28 protein-coding genes and 1 pseudogene are annotated in these 25,510 nt (G+C 73.5%); 16 read left to right on the top strand and 13 right to left on the bottom strand.

Annotated features, from left to right (window positions below; all coding sequences use genetic code 11):
• Positions 1-237: 237 nt before the first annotated feature.
• Both IE244_RS13805 and IE244_RS13800 read left to right on the top strand, forming a co-directional pair.
• Positions 238-1,338 (top strand): FUSC family protein, encoded by a 1,101-nt coding sequence (locus IE244_RS13805; RefSeq protein WP_191873805.1) that lies wholly within the window; start codon positions 238-240, stop codon positions 1,336-1,338.
• Positions 1,335-2,561: a PP2C family protein-serine/threonine phosphatase gene (locus IE244_RS13800; protein ID WP_191873804.1), complete on the top strand. Its 1,227-nt coding sequence runs from the start codon at positions 1,335-1,337 to the stop codon at positions 2,559-2,561. Before IE244_RS13805 ends, IE244_RS13800 begins: the two co-directional genes overlap by 4 nt.
• 17 nt (positions 2,562-2,578) lie before the next feature.
• Here IE244_RS13800 and IE244_RS13795 read toward each other — a convergent pair whose 3' ends face one another.
• Entirely contained in the window at positions 2,579-2,929 is a 351-nt protein-coding gene (locus tag IE244_RS13795; RefSeq protein ID WP_191873803.1) for a DoxX family protein, read from the bottom strand.
• Positions 2,930-3,087: 158 nt separating this feature from the next.
• Between IE244_RS13795 and IE244_RS13790 the strand changes: the two are divergent.
• Positions 3,088-3,983, top strand: a pseudogene (locus IE244_RS13790) (LysR family transcriptional regulator).
• 56 nt (positions 3,984-4,039) lie between these two features.
• On the opposite strand, the gene IE244_RS13785 reads toward IE244_RS13790, so the two are convergent.
• A complete protein-coding gene (locus IE244_RS13785; protein ID WP_191873802.1) occupies positions 4,040-4,243 on the bottom strand; it encodes an antitoxin in 204 nt (67 codons plus the stop codon).
• Positions 4,244-4,489: 246 nt separating this feature from the next.
• Here IE244_RS13785 and IE244_RS13780 point away from each other — a divergent pair, with 246 nt between their 5' ends.
• The 8 genes from IE244_RS13780 to hypA all read left to right on the top strand — a co-directional run bounded on the left by IE244_RS13780 (position 4,490) and on the right by hypA (position 11,004).
• The gene (locus IE244_RS13780; protein WP_229854087.1) at positions 4,490-6,037 is read left to right on the top strand and encodes a hypothetical protein; all 1,548 of its coding nucleotides are present in this window, start codon (positions 4,490-4,492) and stop codon (positions 6,035-6,037) included.
• Positions 6,038-6,139: 102 nt separating this feature from the next.
• On the top strand, positions 6,140-7,228 hold the full coding sequence (locus IE244_RS13775) for an NADH-quinone oxidoreductase subunit B family protein (protein WP_191873801.1): 1,089 nt from the start codon (positions 6,140-6,142) through the stop codon (positions 7,226-7,228).
• A 63-nt stretch (positions 7,229-7,291) separates the two neighbouring features.
• A complete protein-coding gene (locus IE244_RS13770; protein ID WP_191873800.1) occupies positions 7,292-9,085 on the top strand; it encodes a nickel-dependent hydrogenase large subunit in 1,794 nt (597 codons plus the stop codon).
• Positions 9,078-9,632 carry a NifU-related iron-sulfur-binding protein gene (locus tag IE244_RS13765; protein ID WP_191873799.1) on the top strand — a complete coding sequence of 185 codons (555 nt, stop codon included), beginning with the start codon at positions 9,078-9,080 and terminating at the stop codon, positions 9,630-9,632. Before IE244_RS13770 ends, IE244_RS13765 begins: the two co-directional genes overlap by 8 nt.
• A complete protein-coding gene (locus IE244_RS13760; RefSeq protein WP_191873798.1) occupies positions 9,629-10,219 on the top strand; it encodes a DUF5947 family protein in 591 nt (196 codons plus the stop codon). Before IE244_RS13765 ends, IE244_RS13760 begins: the two co-directional genes overlap by 4 nt.
• Before the next feature lie 20 nt (positions 10,220-10,239).
• Positions 10,240-10,446, top strand: coding sequence for a hypothetical protein (locus tag IE244_RS13755; RefSeq protein ID WP_031161272.1), 207 nt, complete (start codon positions 10,240-10,242; stop codon positions 10,444-10,446).
• 20 nt (positions 10,447-10,466) lie between these two features.
• Positions 10,467-10,655 carry a hypothetical protein gene (locus tag IE244_RS13750; protein WP_229854086.1) on the top strand — a complete coding sequence of 63 codons (189 nt, stop codon included), beginning with the start codon at positions 10,467-10,469 and terminating at the stop codon, positions 10,653-10,655.
• 7 nt (positions 10,656-10,662) lie between these two features.
• Positions 10,663-11,004 carry a hydrogenase maturation nickel metallochaperone HypA gene (gene hypA, locus IE244_RS13745; RefSeq protein WP_191873797.1) on the top strand — a complete coding sequence of 114 codons (342 nt, stop codon included), beginning with the start codon at positions 10,663-10,665 and terminating at the stop codon, positions 11,002-11,004.
• A gap of 37 nt (positions 11,005-11,041) precedes the next feature.
• Here the strand turns inward: hypA and hypE are convergent, their stop codons facing one another.
• The 9 genes from hypE to IE244_RS13700 all read right to left on the bottom strand — a co-directional run bounded on the left by hypE (position 11,042) and on the right by IE244_RS13700 (position 20,236).
• Complete coding sequence (hypE, locus tag IE244_RS13740) at positions 11,042-12,115, bottom strand: hydrogenase expression/formation protein HypE (protein WP_308436261.1); 1,074 nt, start codon at positions 12,113-12,115, stop codon at positions 11,042-11,044.
• The gene (hypD, locus tag IE244_RS13735; RefSeq protein WP_191873796.1) at positions 12,108-13,262 is read right to left on the bottom strand and encodes a hydrogenase formation protein HypD; all 1,155 of its coding nucleotides are present in this window, start codon (positions 13,260-13,262) and stop codon (positions 12,108-12,110) included. Before hypD ends, hypE begins: the two co-directional genes overlap by 8 nt.
• The gene (locus tag IE244_RS13730) at positions 13,259-13,549 is read right to left on the bottom strand and encodes a HypC/HybG/HupF family hydrogenase formation chaperone (protein ID WP_191873795.1); all 291 of its coding nucleotides are present in this window, start codon (positions 13,547-13,549) and stop codon (positions 13,259-13,261) included. Before IE244_RS13730 ends, hypD begins: the two co-directional genes overlap by 4 nt.
• Positions 13,550-13,552: 3 nt before the next feature.
• Positions 13,553-15,901, bottom strand: a complete 2,349-nt coding sequence (gene hypF, locus IE244_RS13725; protein WP_191873794.1) for a carbamoyltransferase HypF — start codon at positions 15,899-15,901, stop codon at positions 13,553-13,555.
• The gene (gene hypB, locus IE244_RS13720; protein WP_191873793.1) at positions 15,898-16,620 is read right to left on the bottom strand and encodes a hydrogenase nickel incorporation protein HypB; all 723 of its coding nucleotides are present in this window, start codon (positions 16,618-16,620) and stop codon (positions 15,898-15,900) included. Before hypB ends, hypF begins: the two co-directional genes overlap by 4 nt.
• Before the next feature lie 73 nt (positions 16,621-16,693).
• The gene (locus IE244_RS13715; RefSeq protein ID WP_191873792.1) at positions 16,694-17,260 is read right to left on the bottom strand and encodes a hydrogenase maturation protease; all 567 of its coding nucleotides are present in this window, start codon (positions 17,258-17,260) and stop codon (positions 16,694-16,696) included.
• Entirely contained in the window at positions 17,257-18,966 is a 1,710-nt protein-coding gene (locus IE244_RS13710; RefSeq protein WP_191873791.1) for a hydrogenase maturation protein, read from the bottom strand. Before IE244_RS13710 ends, IE244_RS13715 begins: the two co-directional genes overlap by 4 nt.
• A 66-nt stretch (positions 18,967-19,032) precedes the next feature.
• Positions 19,033-19,401 carry a hypothetical protein gene (locus IE244_RS13705; RefSeq protein WP_031161253.1) on the bottom strand — a complete coding sequence of 123 codons (369 nt, stop codon included), beginning with the start codon at positions 19,399-19,401 and terminating at the stop codon, positions 19,033-19,035.
• A gap of 301 nt (positions 19,402-19,702) precedes the next feature.
• Positions 19,703-20,236, bottom strand: a complete 534-nt coding sequence (locus tag IE244_RS13700; protein ID WP_191873790.1) for a hypothetical protein — start codon at positions 20,234-20,236, stop codon at positions 19,703-19,705.
• A 235-nt stretch (positions 20,237-20,471) separates the two neighbouring features.
• Here IE244_RS13700 and IE244_RS13695 point away from each other — a divergent pair, with 235 nt between their 5' ends.
• Entirely contained in the window at positions 20,472-20,972 is a 501-nt protein-coding gene (locus IE244_RS13695) for a DUF1360 domain-containing protein (protein WP_191873789.1), read from the top strand.
• Positions 20,973-21,119: 147 nt separating this feature from the next.
• On the opposite strand, the gene IE244_RS13690 is transcribed toward IE244_RS13695, so the two are convergent.
• Positions 21,120-21,857 carry an MgtC/SapB family protein gene (locus tag IE244_RS13690; RefSeq protein ID WP_191874063.1) on the bottom strand — a complete coding sequence of 246 codons (738 nt, stop codon included), beginning with the start codon at positions 21,855-21,857 and terminating at the stop codon, positions 21,120-21,122.
• Positions 21,858-22,091: 234 nt separating this feature from the next.
• Between IE244_RS13690 and IE244_RS13685 the strand changes: the two genes are divergently transcribed.
• Both IE244_RS13685 and IE244_RS13680 read left to right on the top strand, forming a co-directional pair.
• On the top strand, positions 22,092-22,544 hold the full coding sequence (locus tag IE244_RS13685) for a DUF2267 domain-containing protein (protein WP_191873788.1): 453 nt from the start codon (positions 22,092-22,094) through the stop codon (positions 22,542-22,544).
• 171 nt (positions 22,545-22,715) lie between these two features.
• Positions 22,716-23,084 (top strand): ANTAR domain-containing protein, encoded by a 369-nt coding sequence (locus IE244_RS13680; protein ID WP_191873787.1) that lies wholly within the window; start codon positions 22,716-22,718, stop codon positions 23,082-23,084.
• On the opposite strand, the gene IE244_RS13675 is transcribed toward IE244_RS13680, so the two are convergent.
• Complete coding sequence (locus IE244_RS13675) at positions 23,078-23,227, bottom strand: hypothetical protein (protein WP_191873786.1); 150 nt, start codon at positions 23,225-23,227, stop codon at positions 23,078-23,080. The two genes, IE244_RS13680 and IE244_RS13675, sit on opposite strands and share 7 nt — an antisense overlap.
• Before the next feature lie 222 nt (positions 23,228-23,449).
• Between IE244_RS13675 and IE244_RS13670 the strand changes: the two genes are divergently transcribed.
• Positions 23,450-24,151, top strand: coding sequence for a nitroreductase (locus IE244_RS13670; protein ID WP_191874062.1), 702 nt, complete (start codon positions 23,450-23,452; stop codon positions 24,149-24,151).
• Between the two features lie 165 nt (positions 24,152-24,316).
• Positions 24,317-25,504 (top strand): AI-2E family transporter, encoded by a 1,188-nt coding sequence (locus tag IE244_RS13665; protein WP_191873785.1) that lies wholly within the window; start codon positions 24,317-24,319, stop codon positions 25,502-25,504.
• The last annotated feature ends 6 nt before the right edge of the window (positions 25,505-25,510 follow it).

Raw genomic sequence — 25,510 nt, 5'->3', positions numbered from 1 at the left:
CGGGACCGAGCCCGCCACGGGAGGACTCCGCGCGGCGGGCGGACGGGCCCACCGACATGCTGTGCGGCCATGTCACCGAACCGCTGCAACACGGGCCTGTCTGTTGAGTCTTGAACCGGTCACGCGCAGGGCGGGCGGCGATCACCCCTACATGTTCCTTATTTGCCATACGCCCCATTTGTCCGACTATCCTGGGCGGCCTTGCCTGATCGGATACGGAAAGGGGACGGACGGGACATGCAGCGCGCACGGTTGCCCGCACTCATCGCCCGGATCGGACAGGCCGGCGGCGCCGAGGCCGCGCGCGCCACCGTGGCGGCCGGTCTGACCTGGCAGACCTGCGCGACGCTGCTGCACATCTCCGATCCCTACGCGGGCGCCGTCGCCGCTCTGCTCATCGTCGAGACGACGGTGGTCGCCACGGTCTCCGCCGCCGCCCGCTACGCCGCCGGCTGCCTGCTCGGCGTCCTGGTCGCCGTACCCGGCGCGCTCTACGCGGAGCCCGGCATGGTGGGCCTGGCGCTGGTCGTCTTCGCCTCGGTGCTGCTGGCCCGGCACGGCTTCCTCGGTCACCACGGCCTGCACGTGCCGACGACCGCCCTGATCACCTTCGCCCTGGTCCGTGGCCGCCACCCCGGTGAGCTGGCCGTCCACCTGGCGGAGATCGTGCTCGGCATCGGCTTCGGGCTGGCGTGCAGTGTGCTGCTGTTCCCCGCCGTGCGCGTCCGGTCCGCCGAGCGGGCGCTGGACGACCTGCGGCTCCTGGTCGCCCGGTACCTCGACGGCCTGGCCGACGCGGTCGTACGGCGCGAGCGGCCACGGAACAGGCTCGGTGCGGCCTGGGAGGACGACCTCGGTACGGCACTGAACCGGGCGCGCACCGCCGTGGACGAGGCGCACGAGAGCATGCGCTGGAACGTCCGGCCGACCGCCCGGCGCCGCCGCTGGCACCTGGACGACCGGGTGCTGTGCACCCTGTCCGACGTGGCCGTGCAGGTCACCGCGACGGGCCGGCTGCTCGACGCCCACCCCGAAGCGGCCGCGGGCTGCCGCCCCGGCTCCGGCTTCGCCCAGCCCTACGCCCGCCTGCTGCGCACGACCGCCCTGTGCGCCTACTCCTGCCGCGGCGGCCGGCCGCACCCGGCCCTGCCCGCCGCGCGCCAGGCCCTCGCCCGGCTCGGCACCCCCGGCTGCGATCCACCGGGCACCGCCGCCCCGGACCGACGTCTCCTGCGCCCCCTGGAGTCGGCCCTGACCTGCCTGTCGGCGCCCGCGCCCGCCCCGCCCGCCCGAGCCCACCGGCTCCTCGACCCGCTACGGCCCGCACCGCGACGATGACTTCTCACACCACCGACGTCCCGGACACGACCACGCAGCGGGCCGCCGCACCCGCGCCCGGGAAACCGCGGCGGCGGCTCCCGGCGCGCGGGACCCGGCGCCCCGGCTCCCGCGCGCTTCTGGCCCCGGCCCCCGTGCTGCTCATGGTGGTCGTCGCCCTCACCGACCTGTTCACCCCGGACTGGCTGCACGTCTCACCGGCGATGGCCGCCGTCCCGGTGCTGGCCGCCGCACTGCTGCCGTGGCGGGCGACGGCCGTGCTCGCCTGCGCCGTGCTCGTGATCACGGGGCTGCTCCAGTGGGACGCCGGCAGCTACGGACGCCCGGACTCCGACGTCACCCTCGGCAGTCTCTTCGTGGTCGGGCTCGCCTCACTGGCCGCGTGCTCCCTGCGGCAGCGCCGGGAACGGCAGCTCCATCAGATCCGTTCCGTCGCCGAGACCGCCCAGCGCGCCCTGATGCACCCGCTCCCCCACCGGATCGGCTCGCTGGCCCTGAGCGGTGTGTACCTGCCGGCCGAGTCGGAGGCGCGCATCGGCGGCGACTTCTACGAGGCCCTGCGCACGCCGTACGGAACGCGGATCGTGATCGGCGACGTACGGGGCAAGGGGCTGGAGGCCGTCGGCGCGTCGGCGACCCTGCTCGGCGCGTTCCGGGAACTGGCCTACCGCGAGCCGTCGTTGACGAGGGTGGCGGAGCAACTGGACGAGCGGGCCCGTCGGCACATCGCGACGCTGGACCGCGCGCCGGACGCGGACGGACCCGACGACGTCGGCACGGCCGCCCTGTTCACGGAACGGTTCGCGACGGCGCTCCTGGTGGAGTTCCCGCCCGGTGAGCCCGTGGCCCGCATCGTGCACTGCGGCCACCCCGAGCCGTACGTCGTCCACGCGGGCGAGGCCAGACCGCACCTGCCCGCCCGGCCCGGCGCGCCGCTCGGTCTGGGCGATCTGCTGGGGACGGAACCGGTCGCCCAGACCCTGCCGTTCGTTCCGGGCGACCGTCTCGTGCTGTACACCGACGGGTTCATCGAGGGCCGCGACCGCAGGGGCCGCTTCCACGACCTGGCCGCCCCCGTGCAGGCGCACGCCGGCCGGCCGCTGGAGGCGATGGTGGCCGCGCTGCGCCGCGGCCTCGTGCACCACGTGCACGGCGACCTGGACGACGACGCGGCCCTGGTCGTCCTCGAACGCCTGCCGGGCGAGGACGACCGGTGCGCGTGAGTGGTGTCCCGCGCCGGTCACCGGGTCGCCGCCAGCACCAGGGCCCCGGTCGCCGACGCGAGGAAGAGGCCCGGGAACGCGATGTTGTGGAAGACCCGCGCCCGTACATGGACGGTCACCGCCCCCAGGTGGAACAGCACCAGGCCGACGCCGGCCGCGATCCCGAGCGGGCGTACGCCGAGCAGACCGAGGAGCAGCCCGGCCGCTCCGGCCGCCTTCAGCAGCGCCAGTGCGGGAATCCAGGAGCGGGTCACGCCGACCTCGGCCGCGTTGGCGAGAACGAACGGCGCCTTCGCGAGGTCGGCCGCCGCGACGCCCGCGTTGGCCAGGACGGCGACGCAGGTGACGGTCGCATAGACGGGTTGCACGACAGCAGACCTTCCGGGCGGGGGGCGGGCCGGCGGGGTGGCCCCGGCGGGCGTGCCCCAGGTGGTCACAGGGCGCCCCCGGGGGCTCCCAAGGGGTGGCTCCAGCCTGCTCGGAAGGTCGGTGTGACGTCCAATACCAGTGTCTATAACCTGTTGGAATGGATGTCGACACGCGTCTGCTGCGTTCTTTCCTCGCCGTCGCCGAGGACGGCAGCCTCACTCGTGCGGCCGAGCGCGTGTTCGTGTCCCAGCCCGCCCTGACCAAGCAGATCCGGCAGCTGGAGACCCAGCTCGGGGTACGGCTCTTCGACCGCTCACGCACGGGCATGGCGCTGACGGACGCCGGCCGCGCACTGGCGCGCCGGGCCCCCGAGGTGCTCGCCTCCTGGGACGAAGCCCTGCGCGCCACGCAGGCCACCGGCCGGCGGGCCGCCCGGGTACTGCGCGTGGGATTCCTCGCGAGCGCGGCCAACGAGGCGACCCAGGAGATCGTCGCGGAGTTCGCCCGGCGGCGGCCCGGCTGGCGTGCCGAACTGCGGCAGGCGGCCTGGAGCAACCCGAGCGCCGGGCTGGCCGACGGCGACGTGGACGCGGCGCTGCTGCGCCTGCCCTTCCCCGGCCAGGCCGCGCTGCGGGTGGAGGTGCTGTTCAGCGAGGCGCGATGGGTGGCGCTGCCGAGCGGGCATCCGCTCGCCGGGCGCACCGGGATCGCCTTCCGCGAGCTGTGGGACGAGCCGTTCGTCGCCGCGCCCGAGGAGACCGGGGCGTGGCGCGACCACTGGCTGGCCGCCGACGAGCGCGAGGGCCGCCCGGTGCGCGTCGGCGCGGTCACCGAGCAGCCCGACGACTGGCTGAGCGCCATCGCCAACGGGTACGGCTCGCCCTGGCCCCGGAGTCCGCGGCGCGGTTCTACTCCCGCCCCGGCGTGGTCTACCGCCCGGTCACGGGAGTGAGCCCGACGCGGGTGGGTGTGGCCTGGTCGCCGGCCGGCGACCGGAATCCGGCCGTCCGGGACTTCGTCCGCTGCTGTCTGGAGCTCGCACGACCTGCCTGACGGGACGTCCTCGCGCGGCTCGGCCCGACACACGGACCCGGGTCCGTGTGTCGGTGTCAGTGTTCGGCGCCGTTCTCGCCCAGCTTCCGGACGAGGTCCTGCGCCTTGTCGACCGCCGTGTCGATCGTGTCGCTGTGCTTGCCCTCGGTCTTGTCGTCGATGAGGTCACCGGCCTTCTCCAGGCCGTCGGTGATCTTGTCTCCGTGCGCCTCGGCGATGTCCTCGGCCTTGTCCTTGAGGTTCTTCAGGGCGTCGAACACGTCCGGCTCCTCTCCGTCGGTCGTGTGGGCGGACCATGACCATGATCCCCGCGGGTGGGCCGACGGGGAAGGCGGCTCCGGGCGGCGTGCGAGGCGTCGGGGGGCGGCCGGAGGGCGCGAAACCCGCCGGGAAGGCCCGCCGTCCCCTGGTCGGCCCAATGGCAGTGCGCCGGAGGGGCGAGGAGCCGTGACGGGTGTGACCGTGGTGGAAGGAATCCGCAGGTGCACCGGTGACGAGGAGGCGGCATGGCGGACGGAGTCGGCGTGGGCGGTGGCGCGGTGGGTGCCGCCCTGGTGGACGGCGACGACGCCGGAGGGCCGCGTGACGCATTCGAACAGGTGGGAGCCGTAGCCGACGCCGTGCTCTACGAGGGGTACCTGCTCTACCCCTACCGACGGTCCTCGCCGAAGAACCGGGTCCGCTGGCAGTTCGGTGTGCTGCTGCCCCGCGCCTGGGTGGAACGGGACGGGCCGGTCACACCGGGGATCTCCGGTTCCGCGGACTCGTGGTACCAGCAGACCGAGTGCCTGGTGCGGGCATCGCGCGCCGACGCGGTCGTCCGGGTCCGGGTCCGCTGCCTGCAGATGCAGGACAAGCAGGTCGAGCAGGCCGACGGGGACGGACGGCACCGCCCGGTCGAGTCGTTGCGGACCGCCGACGGCACCGTGCACCTCTCCTTCGAGGAGGCGGTGCCGCGCGAGTCGGAGCTGGTGCTGCCGCTGGCGGAACTGCTGCGCGGCGGCCGTACCGCCCCGGTGGACGCGGCCGGCGGTGTGGAGTCCGAGCCGCTGCCGGGCGGTGCGGGGCGAACGGTACGGCGGCGCCGGGAGGTGCGGGCCGCGGTGACGGTCACGGCCGAACCGGTCGCGCCGGAGCTGTACCGGCTGCGGGTGCGCACCGAGAACACCGGGGAGGCTGTGGACCCGCGGGCCCCTCGCCACGAGGCGCTGCGGCAGGCGCTGATCGCCACGCACACGCTCGTGGGCGGCGACGGCGTGGAGTTCGTGTCCCTGATCGACCCGCCCGAGGGCCTCGCGGAGCCGGCGCGGCAGTGCCGTAACGCCTTCACGTTCCCCGTTCTCGGCGGCCCGCCCGCAGGGTCCGGGAGCGCCGGTGTCATGCTCTCCGCCCCGATCATCCTGCCCGACCATCCGCAGGTGGCGCCGGAGAGTCCCGGCGACCTGCACGACGCCGCGGAGATCGACGAGATCCTCACGCTGCGGACCATGCTGCTGACGGACGAGGAGAAGGCCGAGGCCAGGGCCACCGATCCGCGGGCCGCGCGGATCCTCGACCGGGTCGACACCATGCCCCGGGAGGTCTTCGAGCGTCTGCACGGCGCGATCCGTTCCCTGACGCCGGTGCCACCGCCCGCCGACCGGCCCGCCTGGTGGCAGGAGGGCGGCGACGACGGACTGTCCCCGGCGACCGACACGGTGTCCGTGGCCGGGGTGGCCGTCGGCGGCGGCAGCCGGGTGCGGCTGCGCCCGCGCGGCCGGGGAGCCGACGCACAGGACATGTTCCTGGACGGGCGGACGGCGCGGGTCGCCGGGGTCTTCCACGACGTGGACGGCAGCGTCCACCTGGCGGTCACGGTCGACGACGATCCGGCCGCCGAACTGCACGGCTGGTACGGCCGTTTCCACTACTTCCGGCCCGACGAGCTGGAGCCGCTCGGCCACTCGGACGTGCTGGAGCCCTCGGGCCCGGCGGGCTCGCCCGGGCCGCGGTCCCCGCGGTCACCGGGCCCGGCCGACCGGCCGCAGGAGCGACGGTCCGGGGGACGCCCCTGAGACGACGGCCCACGGCCGGCGCATGCCCGAGCGGCTGCTCCGCGCCTGCGACGCGACAACCCACGATCCACTCCGAGACCGGCTGCGACGGAGGTTGCAGACATGACCACACAGAGCGGTACCACCGAAGTCGGCGGCGAGCCCGGCCGGGCCGAGGCGCGGGAGGGCTTCGACGAGATCACCATCCTCTGGATCTCGGAGGGCATGAGCTGCGACGGCGACACGGTGTCGCTGACCGCCGCGGGCCAGCCGTCCATCGAGGACGTGGTGCTCGGCCTCATCCCGGGCCTGCCGAAGGTGAACCTCGTCAACAAGGTCCTCTCGCCCAGCCTGGGCGGCGAGGACTTCCTGGCCCCGTACCGGGCGGCGGCCCGCGGCGAACTGGAGCCGTTCATCCTCGTCATCGAGGGTTCGGTCCCCAACCAGAACATCATCGAGGGGGACGGCTACTGGACGTCGTTCGGCAACGATCCGGACACCGGTGAACCGCAGACCCTGAACTGGTGGATCGACCAGCTCGCCCCCAAGGCCTGGGCGGTGGTGGCCGCCGGGACCTGCGCCACCTTCGGCGGGATCCACGCGATGGCGGGCAACCCGACCGGCTGCATGGGCCTCGCGGACTACCTGGGCTGGGAGTTCAAGGCACGCTCGGGGCTGCCGATCGTCAACGTCCCCGGCTGTCCCATCCAGCCGGAGAACTTCATGGAGACCCTCGTCTGGGTGCTCCAGCACGCGGCCGGTGCCGCTCCCGCGCCGCCGCTGGACCACATGCTGCGTCCGCAGTGGCTGTTCGGCAAGACCGTGCACGAGGGCTGCGACCGAGCCGCGTACTACGAGCAGGCCGACTTCGCGCGGGACTACAACTCCCCCAAGTGCCAGGTGAGGGTGGGCTGCTGGGGTCCGGTCGTCAACTGCAACGTGCCCAAGCGCGGCTGGATGGCCGGCATCGGCGGCTGCCCGAACGTCGGCGGCATCTGCATCGGCTGCACGATGCCCAGCTTCCCGGACGCCTTCATGCCGTTCATGGACGAGCCGCCCGGCGGCACGCTGTCGACCCTGCTCGTCAAGCCGTACGGCGCGGTCGTCCGCCGACTGCGCGGGCTGACCAACGACGTGGTGAACCACGAGCCCAAGTGGCGTCACAACAAGCGCAAGCTCACCAGCGGTTACGACCCGCACTGGCGTGCCTGACGCCTGCCCACACCGTCCCGCCAACGAACCGCCCGACCCGAACAGCGAGGGGCAGTACCGCAGATGACCACCACCGAATCGCGGCCGACAGGACGCAAACCCGCCCAGATCGTGGACATGTCCTGGGATCCGATCACCCGGATCATCGGCAACCTGGGTATCTACACGAAGATCGACTTCGCCAACCAGGAAGTCGTGGAGTGCCACAGCACCTCGTCGCTGTTCCGCGGCTATTCGGTGTTCATGAAGGGCAAGGACCCGCGTGACGCCGGGTTCATCACCTCGCGGATCTGCGGCATCTGCGGCGACAACCACACCACCTGCTCCAACTACGCCCAGCAGATGGCCTACGGCGTCAAACCGCCGAAGCTGGCCGAGCACATCACCAACCTGGGCGAGGCGGCGGAGTACATCTTCGACCACACGATCTTCCAGGACAACCTGGTCTTCGTGGACTTCTGCGAGGCGATGGTCAAGGCCACCAACCCCGGCGTGCTGGCGCGCGCCGAGCGCACCGACGCGCCCCGCGGGGACGTGCACGGCTACCGCACCATCGCCGAGATCATGAAGGCCTTCAACCCGTTCGAGGGCGAGGTCTACAAGGAGGCGCTGAAGGTCAGCCGGATCACCCGGGAGATGTTCTGCCTGATGGAGGGGCGGCATGTGCACCCCTCCACGCTGTACCCGGGCGGCGTCGGCACGATGCCGCAGCCGAGCACCTTCACCGACTACCTCAGCCGCCTCATGCGTGTCATCGACTTCGTCAAGAAGGCGGTGGCGATGAACGACGACGTCTTCGACTTCTTCTACGAGGCGCTGCCCGGCTACGAGGAGGTCGGCAAGCGCCGCATCCTGCTGGGCTGCTGGGGCGCCTTCCAGAACCCGGACGTGGTCGACTACCGCTACGCGACGATGAACGAGTGGGGCCGGGCCATGTACGTCACCCCGGGCATCGTCGTGGACGGCAAGCTGGTCACCAACAACCTGATCGACATCAACCTGGGGCTGCGCATCATGCTGGGCAGCTCCTTCTACGAGGACTGGGTGAACGAGGACCCGTTCGTCACCCACGACCCGCTCGGCAACCCCGTCGACATGCGCCACCCGTGGAACCAGACCACGGTCCCGGTGCCCCAGAAGCGGGACTTCGACGGCAACTACAGCTGGGTGATGAGCCCGCGCTGGTACCACCCGGACACCGGCGACCACCTCGCCCTGGACACGGGTGGCGGGCCCCTCGCCCGGCTGTGGTCGACCGCGCTGAGCGGCCTGGTCGACACGCCGTACGTCAAGGCGACCGGCGGCGGCATCCGCATCACCCTGCCCAAGGGCGAGAAGCTGCCCGAGACGACCCTGGAGTGGCGCCCTCCGAAGTGGAGCAACACCCTCGAACGCGACCGTGCCCGGCCGTACTTCATCGCCTACGCCGCCGCCATGGCCCTGCAGTTCCTGGAGGAGGCGATGGGGATGCTCAAGAGCGGCGACACGAAGGTGTTCGAGAACTTCGAGGTGCCGGACGAGTCGATCGGCTGCGGCTTCCACGAGGCGGTGCGCGGCGTCCTCTCCCACCACCTGGTGATCAGGGACCACAAGATCGCCAACTACCACCCGTACCCGCCGACCCCGTGGAACGCCAGTCCGCGTGACATCTACGGCACGCCCGGCCCCTACGAGGACGCCGTGCAGGGCCAGCCGATCTTCGAGGAGAACGGCCCGGACGACTTCAAGGGCGTCGACATCATGCGCACCGTCCGCAGCTTCGACCCCTGTCTGCCCTGCGGTGTGCACATGTACATGGGCAAGGGCAAGACCCTGACCACCGTCCACTCCCCGACGTACGGGGCCAACCATGGCTGAGCCCGCCGGGCGGCTCGCGGATCGGGCGGTGGAGGCCCGGCTCGCCCGGCTCGACGAGGTGCTGGCCGGGCTGGAGGCCACCCCCGGGCCCGCCCTGGAGGCGGTGCGGCTGCTGACCGAGGTCTACGGCGAGGCGCTCGCCCGGGTGCTGGACCACGCGGACGAGCCGCTGCGCGAGCGGCTCGCCGACGACGAGCTGGCCGGGCATCTCCTGGTCCTGCACGGGATCCACCCCGAGCCCCCGGAGCGCCGGGCCGCCCGTGCGGTGGAGAAGCTGCGGCCGGCGGTCCGCGAGCGCGGCGGCGACCTGGCGTGGGCCGGTGTCGACGGGCAGGTGGCGCGGGTGCGGCTGAGCAGCGGTGGCGGGTGCGGCTCCGGGTGCGGTGGGGGCTCCTCGGACGTCACCGAGGCGGTCCGGGCGGCCGTACTGGCCGTGGCTCCCGAACTGACCGGGGTGGAGACGGTGCAGGACGAGCGCAGGGCGGCACCGGCGTTCGTACCGCTGACCACGATCAAGCGCCGGGCCGTGTCGCAGGAGGCGCGGTGAGCGCGGCCGGAGCCCTCGGCCGCGTCATCCGCTCCGCGGCCGACCGCGCGGCGACGGCCGGGTCCGAGGTCTGCGAGCTGTGCGCGGCCCGCCTGGCCGGGGAGCACCGCCACCTGTACGACACCGGGACGGCCGAGCCGCGGTGCGTGTGCGGCCCCTGTTCGGTGCTGTTCGCCGACGACACGGCGGGCCGCTACCGGCTGGTGCCCCGGCGGCGGCTGCGGCTGCCGCCGGTCGACACGGCGGTGCTGGGCGTCCCGGTGGGACTGGTGTTCTTCGTCCCGCGCTCCGACGGCACGGTCACCGCGCAGGGCCCGAGCCCGGCCGGGGCCATGCGCTGGGAGGTGGACGCGGCGGCCTGGCGCCGGCTGGCCGGCACGGTGCCCGAGCTCGCGTCCCTGGCACCGGACGTGGAGGCGCTACTGGTGAACACCGTGCGCGGCTTCGACGCACACTGGATCGTGCCGGTCGACGACTGCTACCGGATGATCGCCCTGGTCCGCCGCGAGTGGCGGGGCCTGTCCGGTGGCGGCCGGGTCTGGCCGGCCGTAGAACAGTTCTTCAAGGAGCTGACCGAGCGGTCGTGAGACCCGGAAGGAGAACCGACATGGGCAGCATCCGCGTGGGCCGCCCCCAGGCGAAGCCCGACACGCCCAGCCACGTACGGGGACTTCACCAGGGCAACAAGGGCCCGTACAAGCATCAGACCGGGCACCACAAGGACGGCACCTCCGATGCGCGCCGTTCCACGGGTATCCACTGGAAACGGCATGACGCCCTGGTGAAGGACATGCCGAACATCTCACCGGGATGAGAGAGCTGAACATGACAGCAATGAGCATTGGCATGCGCAGAAGGCCCCGACGAGCGGCGATGTCGGGACGGCAGCTCCTCGCGGCCCAGGCCGCGGTCGTCGGCAGCCTCGTGGCCGCCTTGATCGTCACGGAGCTCCCGAGCATCCTGCGCGAAGTGCGTATCTACCGGATGACCGGTGGGCTGCGCGCCAACCGCCGGTACCCGTGAGCCGCTCGTGCACGAGCTGTCGATCGCGACCGCGATCGTGGAACAGGCCGAGGAGATCGCCCGCGCGGACGGGGCGGACCGTGTGACCGCGGTGACCGTCCGCGTGGGCGAGCTGGCCGGTGTCGTGCCGGACGCGCTGCACTTCGCGTTCGAGGTGGCCCGCGACGGCACGGCGCTCGCCGGGGCGGACCTGGTCGTGGAGGAGGTCTCGGCGCGGGCCTGGTGCGGCGGGTGTGCCGAGGAGTTCGCGGTCGGCTCGCCGCCGTTCTTCTGGTGCCCGTCCTGCGACCGGCCCTCGCAGGAGCTGCGCAGTGGCCGGGAGTTGGAGATCACGGGTGTCGAGGGGTGACCCGGCCCCGCTCTCGGGGCGGGGCCGGGTCACCCGTTCAGCAGATCCGGGGCAGCTGTTCCCCGAGCGGCAGGTCCAGCACGCGGGTGCCGCCGAGGCCGGTGGCGACGACGACCATGCCCGGGTGGTCGGCGACGCACTCGCCGACGAGGGCGGCGCCGTGGCCCTGCGGGTGCGCCCGCATCGCCGCCAGGACCGCCTCGGCGTCCCGCGGTGGCACGAAGGCGACGAGCCGGCCCTCGTTGGCGACGTACAGCGGGTCCAGGCCGAGGAAGCCGCAGGCGTTCGCGACCTCCTCGGGGACCGGGATGGCCCGCTCGTGCAGCCGCACGCCGGTACCGGAGGCGCGGGCGATCTCGTTCAGGGACGCGCCGAGTCCGCCCCGGGTGGGGTCGCGCAGGACGTGGATGTCCGTCGTGACCGCCAGCATGGCAGCGACGAGATCCGCCAGGGGCGCGGTGTCGGAGACGATCTCGACGCCGAACTCCAGGCCCTCGCGGACGCTCATGATCGCCACGCCGTGCAGCCCGATGGGGCCGCTGACGATGACGGCGTCGCCCGGCCGGGCGCGCTGCGGGCGGATGTCGACGCCGTCCGGTACGAGGCCCACGCCGGCGGTGGTGACGTAGACGCCGTCGCCGTGTCCGGACTCGACCACCTTGGTGTCGCCGGTGGCGACGGTGACCCCCGCCGTCGAGGCCGCCGCGCCGATGGCCTGCGCGACGCGGCGGACGACGTCCAGTTCCACGCCCTCCTCCAGGACGAAGGCGGTGGACAGGTAGGCGGGCCGGGCTCCGCTCATCGCCAGGTCGTTCACCGTGCCGTTGACGGCGAGGTCGCCGAGGCTGCCGCCGGGGAAGAACAGCGGCCGTACGACGTAGGAGTCCGTGGAGAAGGCCAGGCGGGCCCCGCCCAGGTCGAGGACGGCCGAGTCGGTGAGGGCGGCCAGGGTGGGGTTGCCGTAGGCGGGGGCGAAGACGTGTTCGATGAGTTCGGCGGACAGGGCGCCGCCTCCGCCGTGGCCCATGACGACCACCGGCTGGTCGCGCAGGGGCGCGGGGCAGGTCCAGTTCGCGGGGTCGACGGCCTCTTCGGTAGCCAGGTCAGCCAACGGGGTTCATCTCCTCCTGCTGGGACTGCGGCACGCGGGGTCCCTGTGCTGCCGGGGCGTTGTTCATCCGGCGGTACAGGTAGTAGGCCGCGCAGGCGCCCTCGCTGGAGACCATGGTGGCGCCGAGCGGGGTGCGCGGGGTGCAGCTCGTGCCGAACGCCTCGCACTCGGTGGGCTTGATCAGCCCCTGGAGGACCTCGCCGGCGCGGCACTCGGCGGGCTCCTCGGTGCGGATACCGGCGACGTCGAAGCGGTGTTCGGCGTCGTAGGCCCGGTAGGCGTCGGACAGCCGCCAGCCGCTGGCGGGGATGCGGCCGATGCCGCGCCAGTTGCGGTCGTTGACCTCGAAGACCTCCTCCAGCATGCGCAGGGCGGCCGGGTTGCCCTGTTCCCGTACGGCACGCGGGTAGGCGTTCTCGACCCGGTGCTCGCCGCGCTCCAGCTGGTGGACGGCGAGGCGGATGCCCTCCAGGATGTCCAGCGGCTCGAAGCCGGTGACGACGATGGGCACCCGGTGCTTGTCGGCCAGCTCCGGGTACTCGGCCGTGCCCATCACGCTGCACACGTGTCCGGCGGCGAGGAAGCCCTGCACCCGGCATTCGGGTGCCGTCATGATGGCCTCGATCGCGGGTGGGACCCGCACGTGGGAGACCAGCAGGCTGAAGTTGTCCAGGCCGAGGCGACGGGCCTGGTGGACGGCCATGGCGTTGGCGGGTGCGGTCGTCTCGAAGCCGATGGCGAAGAACACGACCTGGCGGTCCGGGTTCTTGCGGGCGAGGTCGAGCGCGTCCAGCGGTGAGTACACCACGCGTACGTCACCGCCCTCGCCCTTGACCCGGAACAGGTCCCGGTCGGTGCCGGGCACGCGCAGCATGTCGCCGAAGGAACAGAAGATCACCCCGGGGCGGGCGGCGATCTCCAGGGCCTGGTCGATGACGTCGAGCGGCGTGACGCACACCGGGCAGCCGGGTCCGTGGATCAACTCGACCTTGTCCGGCAGGAGTTGGTCGATGCCGTGCCGGATGATGGAGTGGGTCTGGCCGCCGCAGACCTCCATCAGCGCCCACGGCCGGGTGACGATGGCGTGGATCTCGTCCAGCAGCCGGCGCGCCAGGTCGGGGTCGTTGAACTCGTCGATGTACTTCACCGGGCCTCACTCCCGCTCTCCTGCCGGGCCGCCTGCTCCCAGGCGTCCCCGAACTCCTCCTCCAGCAGCCCCAGTTGCTCGAACAGCTCCAGGGACGCACGGGCCGACGCCTCGTCCAGCCGCTGCAGGGCGAAGCCGACATGGACGATGACGTACTCCCCCACCCGTACGTCGGGCAGGTACTCAAGGCACGCCTGCTTGTGCACCCCGCCGAAGTCGATCATCCCGGTCAGGGGGTCGGCACGATGGTCGATGGACACGACCTTGCCGGGCACTGCCAGACACATGGGTCACTCCGTCTCGTGGTTGTTCGCTGTTCCCGCGACCATGAGCTGACCGAGCGCCAACCCTCCGTCGTTCGGGGGCACGGCGCCGTGCCGCAGGACCGTGAAGCCTGCCGCGGCCAGCCGCGCGGTGCACTCCTGTTCCAGCAGGCCGTTGGCGAAGACACCTCCGGTGAGGGCGACCGTGGTCAGTCCGGTCTCGGCGCGGGCGCGGTCACAGATCCCGGCGACGGCCGCCGCGACGCCCCGGTGGAAGCGGGCGGCGAGGACCGGTGCGGGGGTGCCGCGCCGCCGGTCCTCCAGGAGTGCGCGCAGCATGGGCGCCGGGTCGATCTCCCGCTGCCGCTCGAACCCGAAGGGGTACGCCACCTCGTCCGCGTCCCGGGCCTCGGTCGCCGCCGCCTCCAGTTCCAGCGCGGCCTGCGCCTCGTACCCCGCCCGGTGGCACACACCGGCCAGGGACGACACCGCGTCGAACAGGCGGCCCATGCTGGAGGTCGGCACACACGCCGCCTGCCGGTCCAGCTGCCTCCGCAGTACGGCGCGTTCGACGTCCGTGCAGGCCCGCGCGCTCGCCAGATCCGGTTCCCACGCCACGCCCGCCGCCCACAGCCGGGCCAGCGCCAGCCGGCACGGGTTGGCCACGCCGGCGTCGCCGCCGGGCAGCGGGGCGGGGCCGAGGTGGGCGTAGCGCCGGTAACCGGCGTAGTCGGCGAGCAGGATCTCGCCGCCCCACACCGTGCCGTCGTCGCCGTACCCGGTGCCGTCGAAGGCGACGCCGATCACCCGGGTCGTGCCGTCCAGGCCGTGCTCGGCCATCGCGGAGGCGATGTGGGCGTGGTGGTGCTGGACCAGCCGCAGGGAGCCGTCCGGCAGCCGGGAGGCGCGGCGGCGGGCCCGGCGGGTCGAGTGGTAGCCGGGGTGCCGGTCGGCGGCGACGAGGGCCGGGCTGACTCCGGTCAGGCCGGCCAGGTGCCGCTCGGCGCGCTCGGCGGCCTCCAGGGCGGCCAGTTCGCCCATGTCACCGATGTGCGGCCCGAACCAGGCGTGCTCGCCCTCGCCCAGGCACGGGACGTTCTTCAGGTCGCCGCCGACCGCGAGGACGGGCCGTACCGGCACCGGGAGCCGCACGGGGCGGGGGACGTAGCCGCGGGAGCGCCGCAGGACCTGTTCGGTGCCGTCGGGGCGGACCCGCAGCAGGGAGTCGTCGCAGGGCGCGGCGATGGGCCGGTCGTGGGCGAGCCAGGCGTCGGCCAGTCCGGCGAGCCGGGTCAGCGCCTCGGCGTCGTCGGTGACGATGGGTTCGCCGGAGCGGTTGCCGCTCGTCATGACCAGGACCCGGGGGCCGGGCGGGTCGCCGGGCAGCCCGAACAGCAGGGTGTGCACGGGGGTGTAGGGCAGCATCACTCCCACGTGCGGGCTGCCCGGGCAGACCTGGTCGGCGAGGAGCGGGCCGGCGGCCGGGGTGCGCCGGCGGAGCAGGACGATGGGGCGCCGGGCGCTGGTCAGCGCGGCCCGTTCGGCGGTGGAGAGGACCGCGAGCCGCTCGGCGGTGCCGAGGTCGGCGCACATCACCGCGAAGGCCTTGCCACCCCGTTCCTTGCGGTCGCGCAGCGCGGCCACGGCCCGGGCGTCGGTGGCGTCGCAGGCCAGGTGGTAGCCGCCGAGGCCCTTGACCGCGACGATCTTCCCGGCGGCCAGCAGCGCCCGCGCCGTCGCCAGGGCGTCCGCGTCCCGGGCCGGGCGGACGCCGAGGCCGTCGGCCGGGACCAGGGTGAGCCGTGGGCCGCAGTCGGGGCAGGCGACCGGCTGGGCGTGGAACCGCCGGTCGGCGGGGTCGCGGTACTCGTGGGCGCAGGACGGACACATGGGGAAGCCCGCCATGGTGGTGGCCACGCGGTCGTACGGCATCCCGGTGGCGATGGTGAAACGCGGGCCGCAGTGGGTGCAGGTGACGAACGGGTGCCGGTGCCGGCGGTCGCCCGGATCGGCCAGTTCCCGCAGGCAGTCGGCGCAGGTGGCGGTGTCGGGCGGGAGCTGGGTGCGGCCGCCGGCCCGTTCGGTGGAGCGGATGGCGAAGGCACCGGTGTCGCCGGTGGCGGGCAGGACGGCGTCCTCGACGGCGGTGACAGTGGCGAGCGGCGGCGGCTGTTCGGCGAGCAGGACGCAGAAACGGTCCACCTCCGGCGCCGGGCCCTCGATCTCGATGTGCACGCCGTCGCCGGTGTTGCCGACGAACCCGGCCAGGCCGAGTCCGGCGGCGAGGCGGTGCACATACGGCCGGAAGCCGACGCCCTGCACGGTGCCCCGCACGGTGAGGGCGCGTCGCACCGGTCCGGTGACGGGGGCGGTCATGTGACGGGAGCGGACGCGGTGTGGTGGTGGCCGTGCGGATGCGGGGCCAGGGGGGGCCGGTGCGGTACGCCGTCACGGGCGCCGAGGGCGCGCTCCAGGAGGGTGTCGACTCCGGCGCCGGTGCGGGCACAGGTCCGTACGATCTCCACGCCCGGGTTGACCCGGTGCACGTTGGTCCGGAAGGCGGTCTCGTCGAAGCCGGCCGGCTCGGCGAGGTCCGTCTTGGTGATCACCACCAGATGGGCGGAGCCGAAGGCGGTGGGGTACTTCAGCGGTTTGTCCTCGCCCTCGGTGACCGCCATCAGCACGACCCGCAGGGTCTCTCCGAGGTCGTAGGCGGCCGGGCAGACGAGGTTGCCGACGTTCTCCACGAACAGCACCGAGGTGTCCGCCGGCAGCCAGCCGTCCAGCCGGGCGCGCACCTGACGGGCCTCCAGGTGGCACAGTCCGCCGGTGAGCAGCTGCTGGACCGGGGCACCGGAACGGGCCAGGCGTTCCGCGTCGTTCTCGGTGGCCAGGTCGGCGGTCAGCGCGGCCACCGGCACCCCCTGCTCGACCGCACGGCCCAGGACCTCGCCGAGGAGTTCGGTCTTGCCGCTGCCGGGGCTGGACAGCAGGTTGACGACGGTCACGCCCCGTCGGGTGAGGTCGCCGCGCAGGTCTGCGGCCAGGTCGTCGTTCTTCGCCAGGACGGCCTGCTTGACGTCGGACCGGCACATGGGCGCTGCTCCTCGGGTACGGCGGTGGAGCCCGGGCCGCGTCTCTGTGGCCCGGGCTCCACCGATCTTCCGCTCAGCCGGCCGCTGTGCCGGGCAGCGCAGCCGGGTGCGGGGGCCCGGATTCCACCGGGCGGCCCAACGGGGGCGGGGGCGCCGCGGGGTCGGCGAGCAGGGCCGGGATCAGGGTGTGCAGCGTGTCGACGGCCCGGGGGACGGCTTCGCGGACCGGCGTGCTGAGCCCGGGCAGCAGGTCCTCGTCGGCGGCCGGCAGCACCTGCGGCTCGCAGGCCAGCACGAGGACGCGGGGCAGCGGCTCCTCGCCGAGGTGCGCGGCCAGGGCCAGCACCTTCGCCGGGTCCATGCCGTGGGCCTCGGGGACGACCGTGCCGTCGGGTGGTTCGGCCTCGATCAGCGAGAGGGTGCCGGGGCGGTGGCCGCGCCGCGCGGTGTCGACCAGGACGGCGGTGGCGCAGCCGTCCAGCAGGGCGTAGGCGAGGTCCATGCCCCGGATGCCGTAGTCGTGCACCCGCACCTCGGGCGGCAGCGGGCGTTCGCCGAGTGCGCGGATCACCTCGGGGCCGAAGGCGTCGTCGGCGAGGAAGATGTTGCCGACGCCCGCCACCAGCAGGCGCGGCGTCACCGGACGTCTCCGGCGGGCGCGGCCAGGGGCCGGGGGGAGCCGGACGGGGTCTTGCGTACGAAGGCCGAGCGCAGCTCGTGGTAGGGGGCCCGCGGGTCGAAGAAGATGGCGTGCATACGGGCCAGTTCGGCCGCGCGGTACTGCGCGAGGGGGCGCTCGCCTTCGTCCGCGGCGCGGGCGGCGGCCTTGGCGGCAATGCGCTCGTCCAGGCGGGGGTCCGCGGCGAGTTCGGCCGCCAGCCGTCCGGTCTCGGCCGGGAAACCGGCGGGTGTGGCCGGTACCAGCCGGTCCACGAGCCCGAGCCGCTCGGCGCGGGCGGCGCTGACCGGCAGGGCGTCGCCGGTCAGCCGGCGGGCCTGTACCGCCCCGGCGCGGCGCGGCAGGCTGTACGTCCAGAACTCCGAGCCGTACAGGCCCATGCGCCGGTAGTGCGGGTTGAGGACGGTGCCGGTGCGGCACCACACCTGGTCGGCGGCGAGGGCGAGCATGGCGCCGCCGGCTGCCGCGTTGCCGGCGAGGGCGGCCACGACCAGCCGGTCGGTGGTGCGCAGCACCGCCTCGACCAGGTCGTCCATGGCGTTCAGGTTGGTCCACGACTCCTTGGCCGGGTCAGGGGCCGCCTCGATGACGTTCAGGTGGATGCCGTTGGAGAAGAAGTCGCGGGACCCGCCGAGGACGAGGACGCGGGTGGGCCGGGCGAGTGCGTAGGCGTAGGCGGCCAGCAGGCGGCGGCACTGGTCGGTGCTCATGGCGCCGCCCGGGAAGGAGAAGCCGAGGAAGCCGGTGTCGCCGCGCTGCCGGTAGCGGATGTCGGTCCAGGTGCTGCGGCCAGGTGGCAGTTCCAGCGGGGCGGCGGCTTCCGGAAGCTTGAGGGAGGGTTCCCACGCGGTGAGCACGGAGGCGGCCGGGCGGCGGAAGGGCGCGGGGTCGCCGGAGTTCTTGCGGGGGCGCAGCTCGGGGATCCAGACGGCGCCGTCGCGGGTGGCCCGGCAGACGGCGCCCGTCCGCTGGGCCAGGAGTTCGCCGGGGCGGCCGCGCAGCTGGTCCTCGGGGTGCCCGCCGTGCAGGAACACCTCGTGGCCGAGGAGTTCGTCGAGGACGCCCGGCTGTGAGTCGGCGCCGCGGAGTTTACGCAGGACCGTTTCGGTGTCGTCCCGCTCCCAGTCGATGCGGCGCCGCTCCTGCCGGAAGGCGTCGCGCCAGACGACGCGGACCGAGTCGTCCGTCTGCGACTGGGGCTTGCAGGAGCCTTCGGCGTACCGGCGTACGGCGGTGAGGACGGCGGTGACGGCGGCGTCGGAGGCCTCGTTACGGTACAGGTCGCTCTTGCCGACGGGCGCCACCTCGAACGGCTCCGCCGCCCAGATCGCGCCCGCGTCCATCGCCGCCTCGGCCTGCAGGACCGTCACCCCCCAGTGCGTCGCGCCCTCGGCGACGGCCCAGTCCAGTGAGGACGGGCCGCGGTCACCGGGCGGCCCGGGATGCACGATCAGGCAGGTGTGGTCCCGCCACACGTCCTCGGGCAGGGCGGTCCTGAGCATCGGCGCGATGACCAGCTCCGGCCGCAGCTCACGCACGGCGGCCCGGACCGGGTCGGCGCCCTGTGCGGCGAGGACGACGTCCACGCGGTGCCCCAGGTCCGACAGTTCGGCGTACACACGCTGGGAGAGGCTGTTGAACGCGCTGGCAACGAGCAAAATGTCCATGACACGGCATGGTCGTCCCTGGCCGGGGTGCCGTGAAGAACCGGCGCGCGGTTTTGTCCCTCTCTGTCAGGTCTCTTCCTCCATACGGATCGCATGGCGCAGATCCTCGAAGGCCTGGCTGCGGTCGTCGGAGTGGGACTCCAGCAGGGCCCCGGCGATCGCGTCGAGCTTGCGCTGGATCGCGTGCTCGGCGCGCATCTCGGCGTTCTTCAGCAGCGCCAGGAGCAGCAGGGTGACCGCGGTCATGGACTCACCCGCGAGCAGCAGCAGTTCGATGCGCAGATGCGCGAGGTGCGCGGCGACGAAGAAGCCGACGAGCAGCAGGCAGAAGAGGAAGAACACCGGGGAGCTGGTGAAGTTGGAGGCGTACTCCGCGAACTGCTCGAACCGGCCGCGGCGCTCCCCGCCGCGGTGCACGGGATTCTTGAAGGTCATGACCGGGTCTTCCCCGTCGGCCGGCACCGCCGGCGCACCGGCCGCCGGCCGAGGCCGAGAGCCCGGGCGGGAGCGAGCCGGGGGCGGCCGGGAGGGTCGTGGGCGCCGCCGGGCGCCGCTGCCTCGTCGCCTTGCGCGCGCATCGACTTCTCCTGCCTGCCGTCGCTCGGGACCGGCCGCCGTCGGCGAACGGCCCATGGATCAGCTCCGCAGTACCCCTGCGGGGGCGTACGACACGGGCGCCGGCCGGGCGGGGCGGGAGGCGTTCGGGGCGACGGTGCGGACGGGTGCGACCGAGCGTTCAGGCGGCGAGGGCGCGGCCCGGTCCGAGACGGTCCACGAGCTGGTCGAGGTGCAGCTCGGCCACGGGGGCGAGGAGGTCGGGGTGGCGCAGCAGCGCGGCGGCGCGCCGGTCACCGTCGTCGGGCGCGAGCAGCCGCCGGAACTCCGCCGGTGGGGTGCCCGGGGTGTGCTCGCCGTCGGCGAGTGCGGCGACGGCCGTTCCGGCCAGCTCGGGGTCGGTGAGCAGGCCGGCCGCCCAGCTGGCGACGACCTCGTCGACCCAGGTGCGCCAGGCCCAGTCGTCCACGGGGCCCTCCTCGCCGGCGCGCTCGGTGCCGGTGATCCAGTCGAGCCGCGCGGCGCCGCCGGGACCGGCCATGGTGACCAGGGCCGCGTCGATCTCGGTGGGGTAGCGCAGCCACGCGGCGACGGTCACGGCCTGCCGGGCCTGCGCCTCGCACAGGGCGGAGGCCAGCGCGCCGCCGCTGGGCGGATAGGAGACCGTCAGCCAGCGCGCCGTCGCGGCGATGAGGGGGGACAGATCAGTGAGCACAGCCGGGCCGTCCGAGGGGCGAGGGGGAACAGGGGCTCGACGCAACGGTAGCCCGGTACCAGGCGCGAGGGGAGGCGTTGCGAACCAGGTCATATGTGGCATCGCACACGTCGTACCGGCATCGCCGTCTCCCGGGGGGTGCCGTTCGGGCGCGTGTCGCCGCCTAGGTCCGGGGAACTCGGGACGGGGCCCGGTGCGGGCCGGGTGCGCGCCCTGGGCAGGTATGGGAGGTCTCATGACGACGGACGCCGCGCGGTACGACGACCAGGGCGACGTCCCACTCGCCGGATACGCCGCTCTCGCCTCCCTCTTCACGGCGGGCACCGGCGCGTTCGCGGTGCTGGCCAGGCGCCGGGGTGTCCCGCTGCCGTCCGAGGTGCCGCCGTGGGACGTCGTCCTGATGGGCGCGGGGGCGTACAAGGCGTCCAGGCTGCTGACCCGGGACAAGATCACGAGCTTTCTGCGGGCGCCCTTCACCCGTCGCACGGACGCTGGCGAGGGCGGCGAGGTCGTCGACGAACCGCGGGGGCACGGTGTCCGGCGGGCCGTCGGAGACCTGCTGGCCTGCCCGTTCTGCACCTCGGCCTGGGCCGCCGGCATCCTGGTGTGCTCGTACGCCGCGGCACCCCGGCCCACCCGCCTGGTCTGCGCGGGCCTCGGCGCGCTGACGGTCTCGGACTGGCTGCAGTACGCCTGGACGTGGACACAACAGGCGGAGCAGGCAAAAGGAGGCTGAGCGGACCGGCGACCGCTGACCGCGGAGCTCAGCGGACCGCCCCACTCCAGCCGAGGCGATCCGGGCCGGGCAGGCCTGGTCACCCCTGCTGAGCTCAGTGGTCCGAGGGGCGGTTTCCGCCCGGTGGCCGTCGCACCACCTGTTCGTCTATTCGTCGTCCGCCGCGGCGCTCACCTCGACATCGAGCACCCCCGCGTCCTGGAACAGCTCCGACGCCAGCCCCGACGAGTCCCCGGTGCCCTCCAGCCCCAGCAGCACCCGGGCCGCGTCGTCCGCGCGGCCGGGCAGCCGTTCCACCTTGACCTGCACGATCCGGAAGCCGCTGCGGGTGCAGGTCTCCATCAGGCGCGGCAGAAGTGCCGCCCCGGTCCGGTAGGTAAGGCGCGCCTCGAAGGTGCCCCCGGCCGTGGCGGGGATCAGACGGGACGTCATGAGCGGATAGCCCCGCACCACCAGGAAGTGCAGGGCGGTCACCGCGAGCGCGAGGATGGGCAGCCCGCCGCCGCAGGCCATGCCGACCGCGCAGGTCAGCCAGATGGTGGCGGCCGTCGTCAGGCCCCGTACGGCGTCGCGCCGGACGAAGATCAGGCCGCCGCCGATGAAGCCGATGCCGGACACGATCTGCGCCGCGACGCGGGAGGGATCGAAGGAGACGTTCTGCAGCCCGAGCACCGCCGTGAACCCGTGCTGGGACACCTCCATCATCAGCGCGCTCGCGATGCCGACCAGCGTGTGGGTGCGCAGCCCGGCGCTCTTCTGCTGTGCCGCCCGCTCCCAGCCGATCAGGCTGGACAGCAGCAGTGCCAGCCCCAGCTCGGCCAGCTGCCGCAACCCCTGGCCGTTGTGCACGTCCCACAACGGCGCCGCAAGCCCCGCTCCCGCCATGAACACCTCACATCCCGGTCCGCCGGCGTCCACTTGTCCGATGGTCCGCTTCCGACGCCTACCCCGCGACGGAAGCGCGACTCCACCGGCGGCGGCCGGCCGTGACCGGGTACGCGGCCGCGGCATCCGGGTACTCGGCACGCGCAGGCACGCGGCCGGGTCGAGGCGCGTGGCCTCACCCGCGGCGAGGGACATACCGGACCGTCACGACTTCGTGAGGAAGGATGCGACCTCATGCGGCACGACGAGATGATCGGAAAGGTGCAGGAGCTGGCCCACCTGCCGGACCGGGGTTCGGCCGAACGGGCAGCGCACGCTGTCGTCAGCACGCTCTCGGAGCGGCTGCCGTCCGGACTGGCCCGGCATGTGGCCGCACAGCTGCCGCCCGACATGGCGACGGCGATGCGGGAGGCGGCCGACGCATCGGCCACCTCAAACGCCGGCGCGGCGGGCGAGCGGTTCGGGCTGACCGTCTTCGCCGGGCGCATCGCCGACCGGGCGGGCACCGACGAGGACACGGCCCTGCGGGAGGCCGCCGCCGTCATGGAGGTGCTCGACGCCGCGCTCGCCCCGGAGCTGACCGAGCGGATGGCCGGCGCGCTGCCCGCGGACATCCGCGACCTGCTGCCGGTGGGCCGGGCCACCGAGGACGCCGAGAGCACCCGCCCCTGGATCCAGGAGGGTTGACACCGGGGCACCCGCGCGACACGGACCGGCCGGCACCGGCGCACGGATGTACGGGCCGCGCGGCACGGGCCGTGCGACGTCACGGTGTCCCGCGTCGCTGGTTCAATCTGTGTGCCGGCGCCCGCCGAGGGCAGATGTAGCAGTGACGTCCCGACCTCGCAAAGGTGCTCCATGGCCTTCTTCACCCTCTCCCGGCACCAGCCGCTGGCCCTTCTCTCGTCCACCGACCTGGCAGCGGAGTACGACCGGCTGACGACCGAGAACCAGCAGTTGCGGCGTGCCGTGTCCTCGCACGCCGTGATCGACCAGGCCGTCGGAGCCGTCGTCGTACTCGGGCGGATCGCCCCGGAAGAGGCCTGGCGGGCACTGCGGGACGTCTCCCAGCGCACCAACACCAAGCTGCGGGCGGTCGCCGAGCACATCCTGGAGTACGTCCAGGGCGGGGCGCTCCCCGGACCGGAGCGGCTCGAACTCGGGCGGGCGATCGTGCGCTACCGGCGCTGCGCCGGCCTGGACGAGGCCGCGGCGACGGATCAGTGACGGTCCGCCTTCGCATGGCGAAGCCGGCGGTGCCTGCTGCGGCGGGCGGCCGGCGGCCGCAGGATCCATCGGTCCTCGACCTGGTCGAGCCCGTACAGGACGATGCTGAGGACGGGGAGCAGCAGTAGGGCGATGATGATCACTGGCGCATCCCTCTCTGCCGGCGACACCTGCCGAGTGCCCTGGCCGGTCCGGGCACACCCCCAGCGGCTGTGAAGGTCCTGTGACCGCTCTCCATCCGCGCCGGTCGTCGGCGTGAACGGCCGCGTTCCGCCGCCTCTTCACCCACTCCGGTCACATCCGCCGGCCCTTTTCCGTCAGTACGGCGGAGGACGGAGTCGACCACGGGTCAGGAGGTCATGCGGGTGGATGTGTACGAGGCGGTGCACAGCCGGCGGGCGGTGCGGGCCTTCACCGAGGAGCCGGTGCCCCGCGCGGCGCTGGAGCGGGTCCTGGCCGCCGCCGCCCGCTCCCCGTCGGGCGGCAACCTCCAGCCGTGGCACACGTACGTGCTCACCGGCGCCCCGCTGGCCGAGCTGAAGGAGCGCGCGCGCGAGCGGGGAGCGACCGGTGATCCCGGGGACGAGCGGCAGTACCGGATGTACCCACCGGAGCCGAAGTCGCCGTACCGGGAGCGGCGGTCGGCGGCGGCCGCCCAGCGGTTCGGCGCGCTGGGGATCCGGCGCGGGGACACGGAGGCCCGGCGGGCGGCCGTGGGCGAGAACTGGCGCTGCTTCGGCGCCCCGTGCCTCCTGCTGTGCTACATCGACCGCGACATGGGCGCGGCGCAGTGGGCCGACCTCGGGATGTATCTGCAGACGGTGATGCTCCTGCTGCGCGCCGAAGGGCTGCACAGCTGTCCGCAGATGGCGTGGTCGGTGTACCACCGGACGGTCGCGGACGTCGTGTCGCCCCCGCCGGAACTGGTCCTGTTCGCGGGCGTGTCGATCGGCTTCGCGGATCTGTCGGCGCCGTACGCCCGCGTCGACCGGGCACCGCTCGGCGAGACCGTCACGTTCCTGGACGACCGCGACCGCGGCGGGCCGCGTGAGCGTGCTTCGCCGTAGCCCTGCGCGCCTCCCGGGTGGTGCGCGGCTCGGTCCGCTGCGAAACGTCGCCATCCGGGGGACGCCGCAGGCGGCGCATTCCGCGCGCCCCACCCTCGACGTGCGCTTACGGTGCTGTACAGGTGACCGACCGTCATCAGGGATGACGGAGAGGAGTCGGAATCGGTGGTGGGCGATGCGCGTCGGCGGGCGGCCGGACCGGGCGGCCGGCGCCGGGCGAGGCAGGTGCTGGGCAGCCGGCCGGCGTACTCCGTGCGCATCCCGGTCGGCCTGCGGCCCGAGACGGTGCCGGTGGCCGTGCCCGTGCCGGTGGCCGAGCGGACGGTGCCATGGCTGCGGGTCGGCGCGGCCTACGCCTGGCGGCTCATCCTCGTCGGGCTCGTCGTCTACGGCGTCTTCAGCATCCTCGGCAGCTTCCAGCTCATCGCCGTCGCCCTCTTCCTCGCGCTGGTCGTGACCTCCGTCCTGCGCCCGCTGACGGACCTGCTCAGCCGGATCCTGCCGCGGTCGCTGGCCGTCGCCATGGCGCTGCTGGGCAGTGTGCTGCTCCTGCTCGGACTGCTCGCCCTGGTGGGCAACGCCGTGGCGGGCGAGTCGGCCCGGCTGACGGGCGAGTTCCGGGGCGGGGTGCACCGTATCGAGGAGTGGTTGCAACGGCCGCCGTTCCGGCTGAGTCCCGGCCGGCTGTCCGAGCTGGAGAACCAGGTGACGCATTACCTCTCCGCGCACCGCTCCAGCCTGCTCAGCCGAGCCGTCAGCGGGCTGAGCCGGGTGGTCGAGCTGGTCACCGGGGCCGCGCTGGCGCTGTTCGCCTCGGTGTTCTTCATCTATTCCGGTGAACGCCTGTGGGGCTGGATCCGCGACCAGTTGTTGCCGAGCGGCGCCCGTCCGGCGTGGGACCGGGCGGGGCACGCGGCGTGGCGGGCCTTCGCCGGGTACACGCGCGGCATCATCATCGTGGCCGCCACCAATGCCGTACTGGTCGGTGTCGCGCTGGTGGTGCTGCGGGTGCCGTTGGCGCTGCCGCTGACGTTGCTGGAGTTCTTCGCCGCGTTCGTGCCCCTGGTGGGCTCCCCCGTCGCCCTAGGCGTCGCCACGGTCGTCGCACTGGCCGGACGCGGGCCGATCACCGCGCTGGCCGTGCTGGCGCTGATCGTCGTCATCGGCCAGCTGGAGGGGCATGTGCTGCATCCGGTCGTGATGAGCTGGGCGGTACGGCTGCATCCGCTCGTCGTCGCGGTGTCGGTGATCGCCGGAAGCATCATCGCGGGGGTGATCGGCGCGGTGGTGGCCGTACCGCTGGTCTCTGTCGTCTGGGCGGTGCTGCGCGCCCTGCGCGCGGTACCCCCCTGACGGACG

The sequence above is a fragment of the Streptomyces filipinensis genome, assembly GCF_014649495.1.
Classification (GTDB): domain Bacteria; phylum Actinomycetota; class Actinomycetes; order Streptomycetales; family Streptomycetaceae; genus Streptomyces; species Streptomyces filipinensis.
Note: the sequence above shows the minus strand (reverse complement) of the source record. Positions and strands in the feature narration are given on the sequence as shown.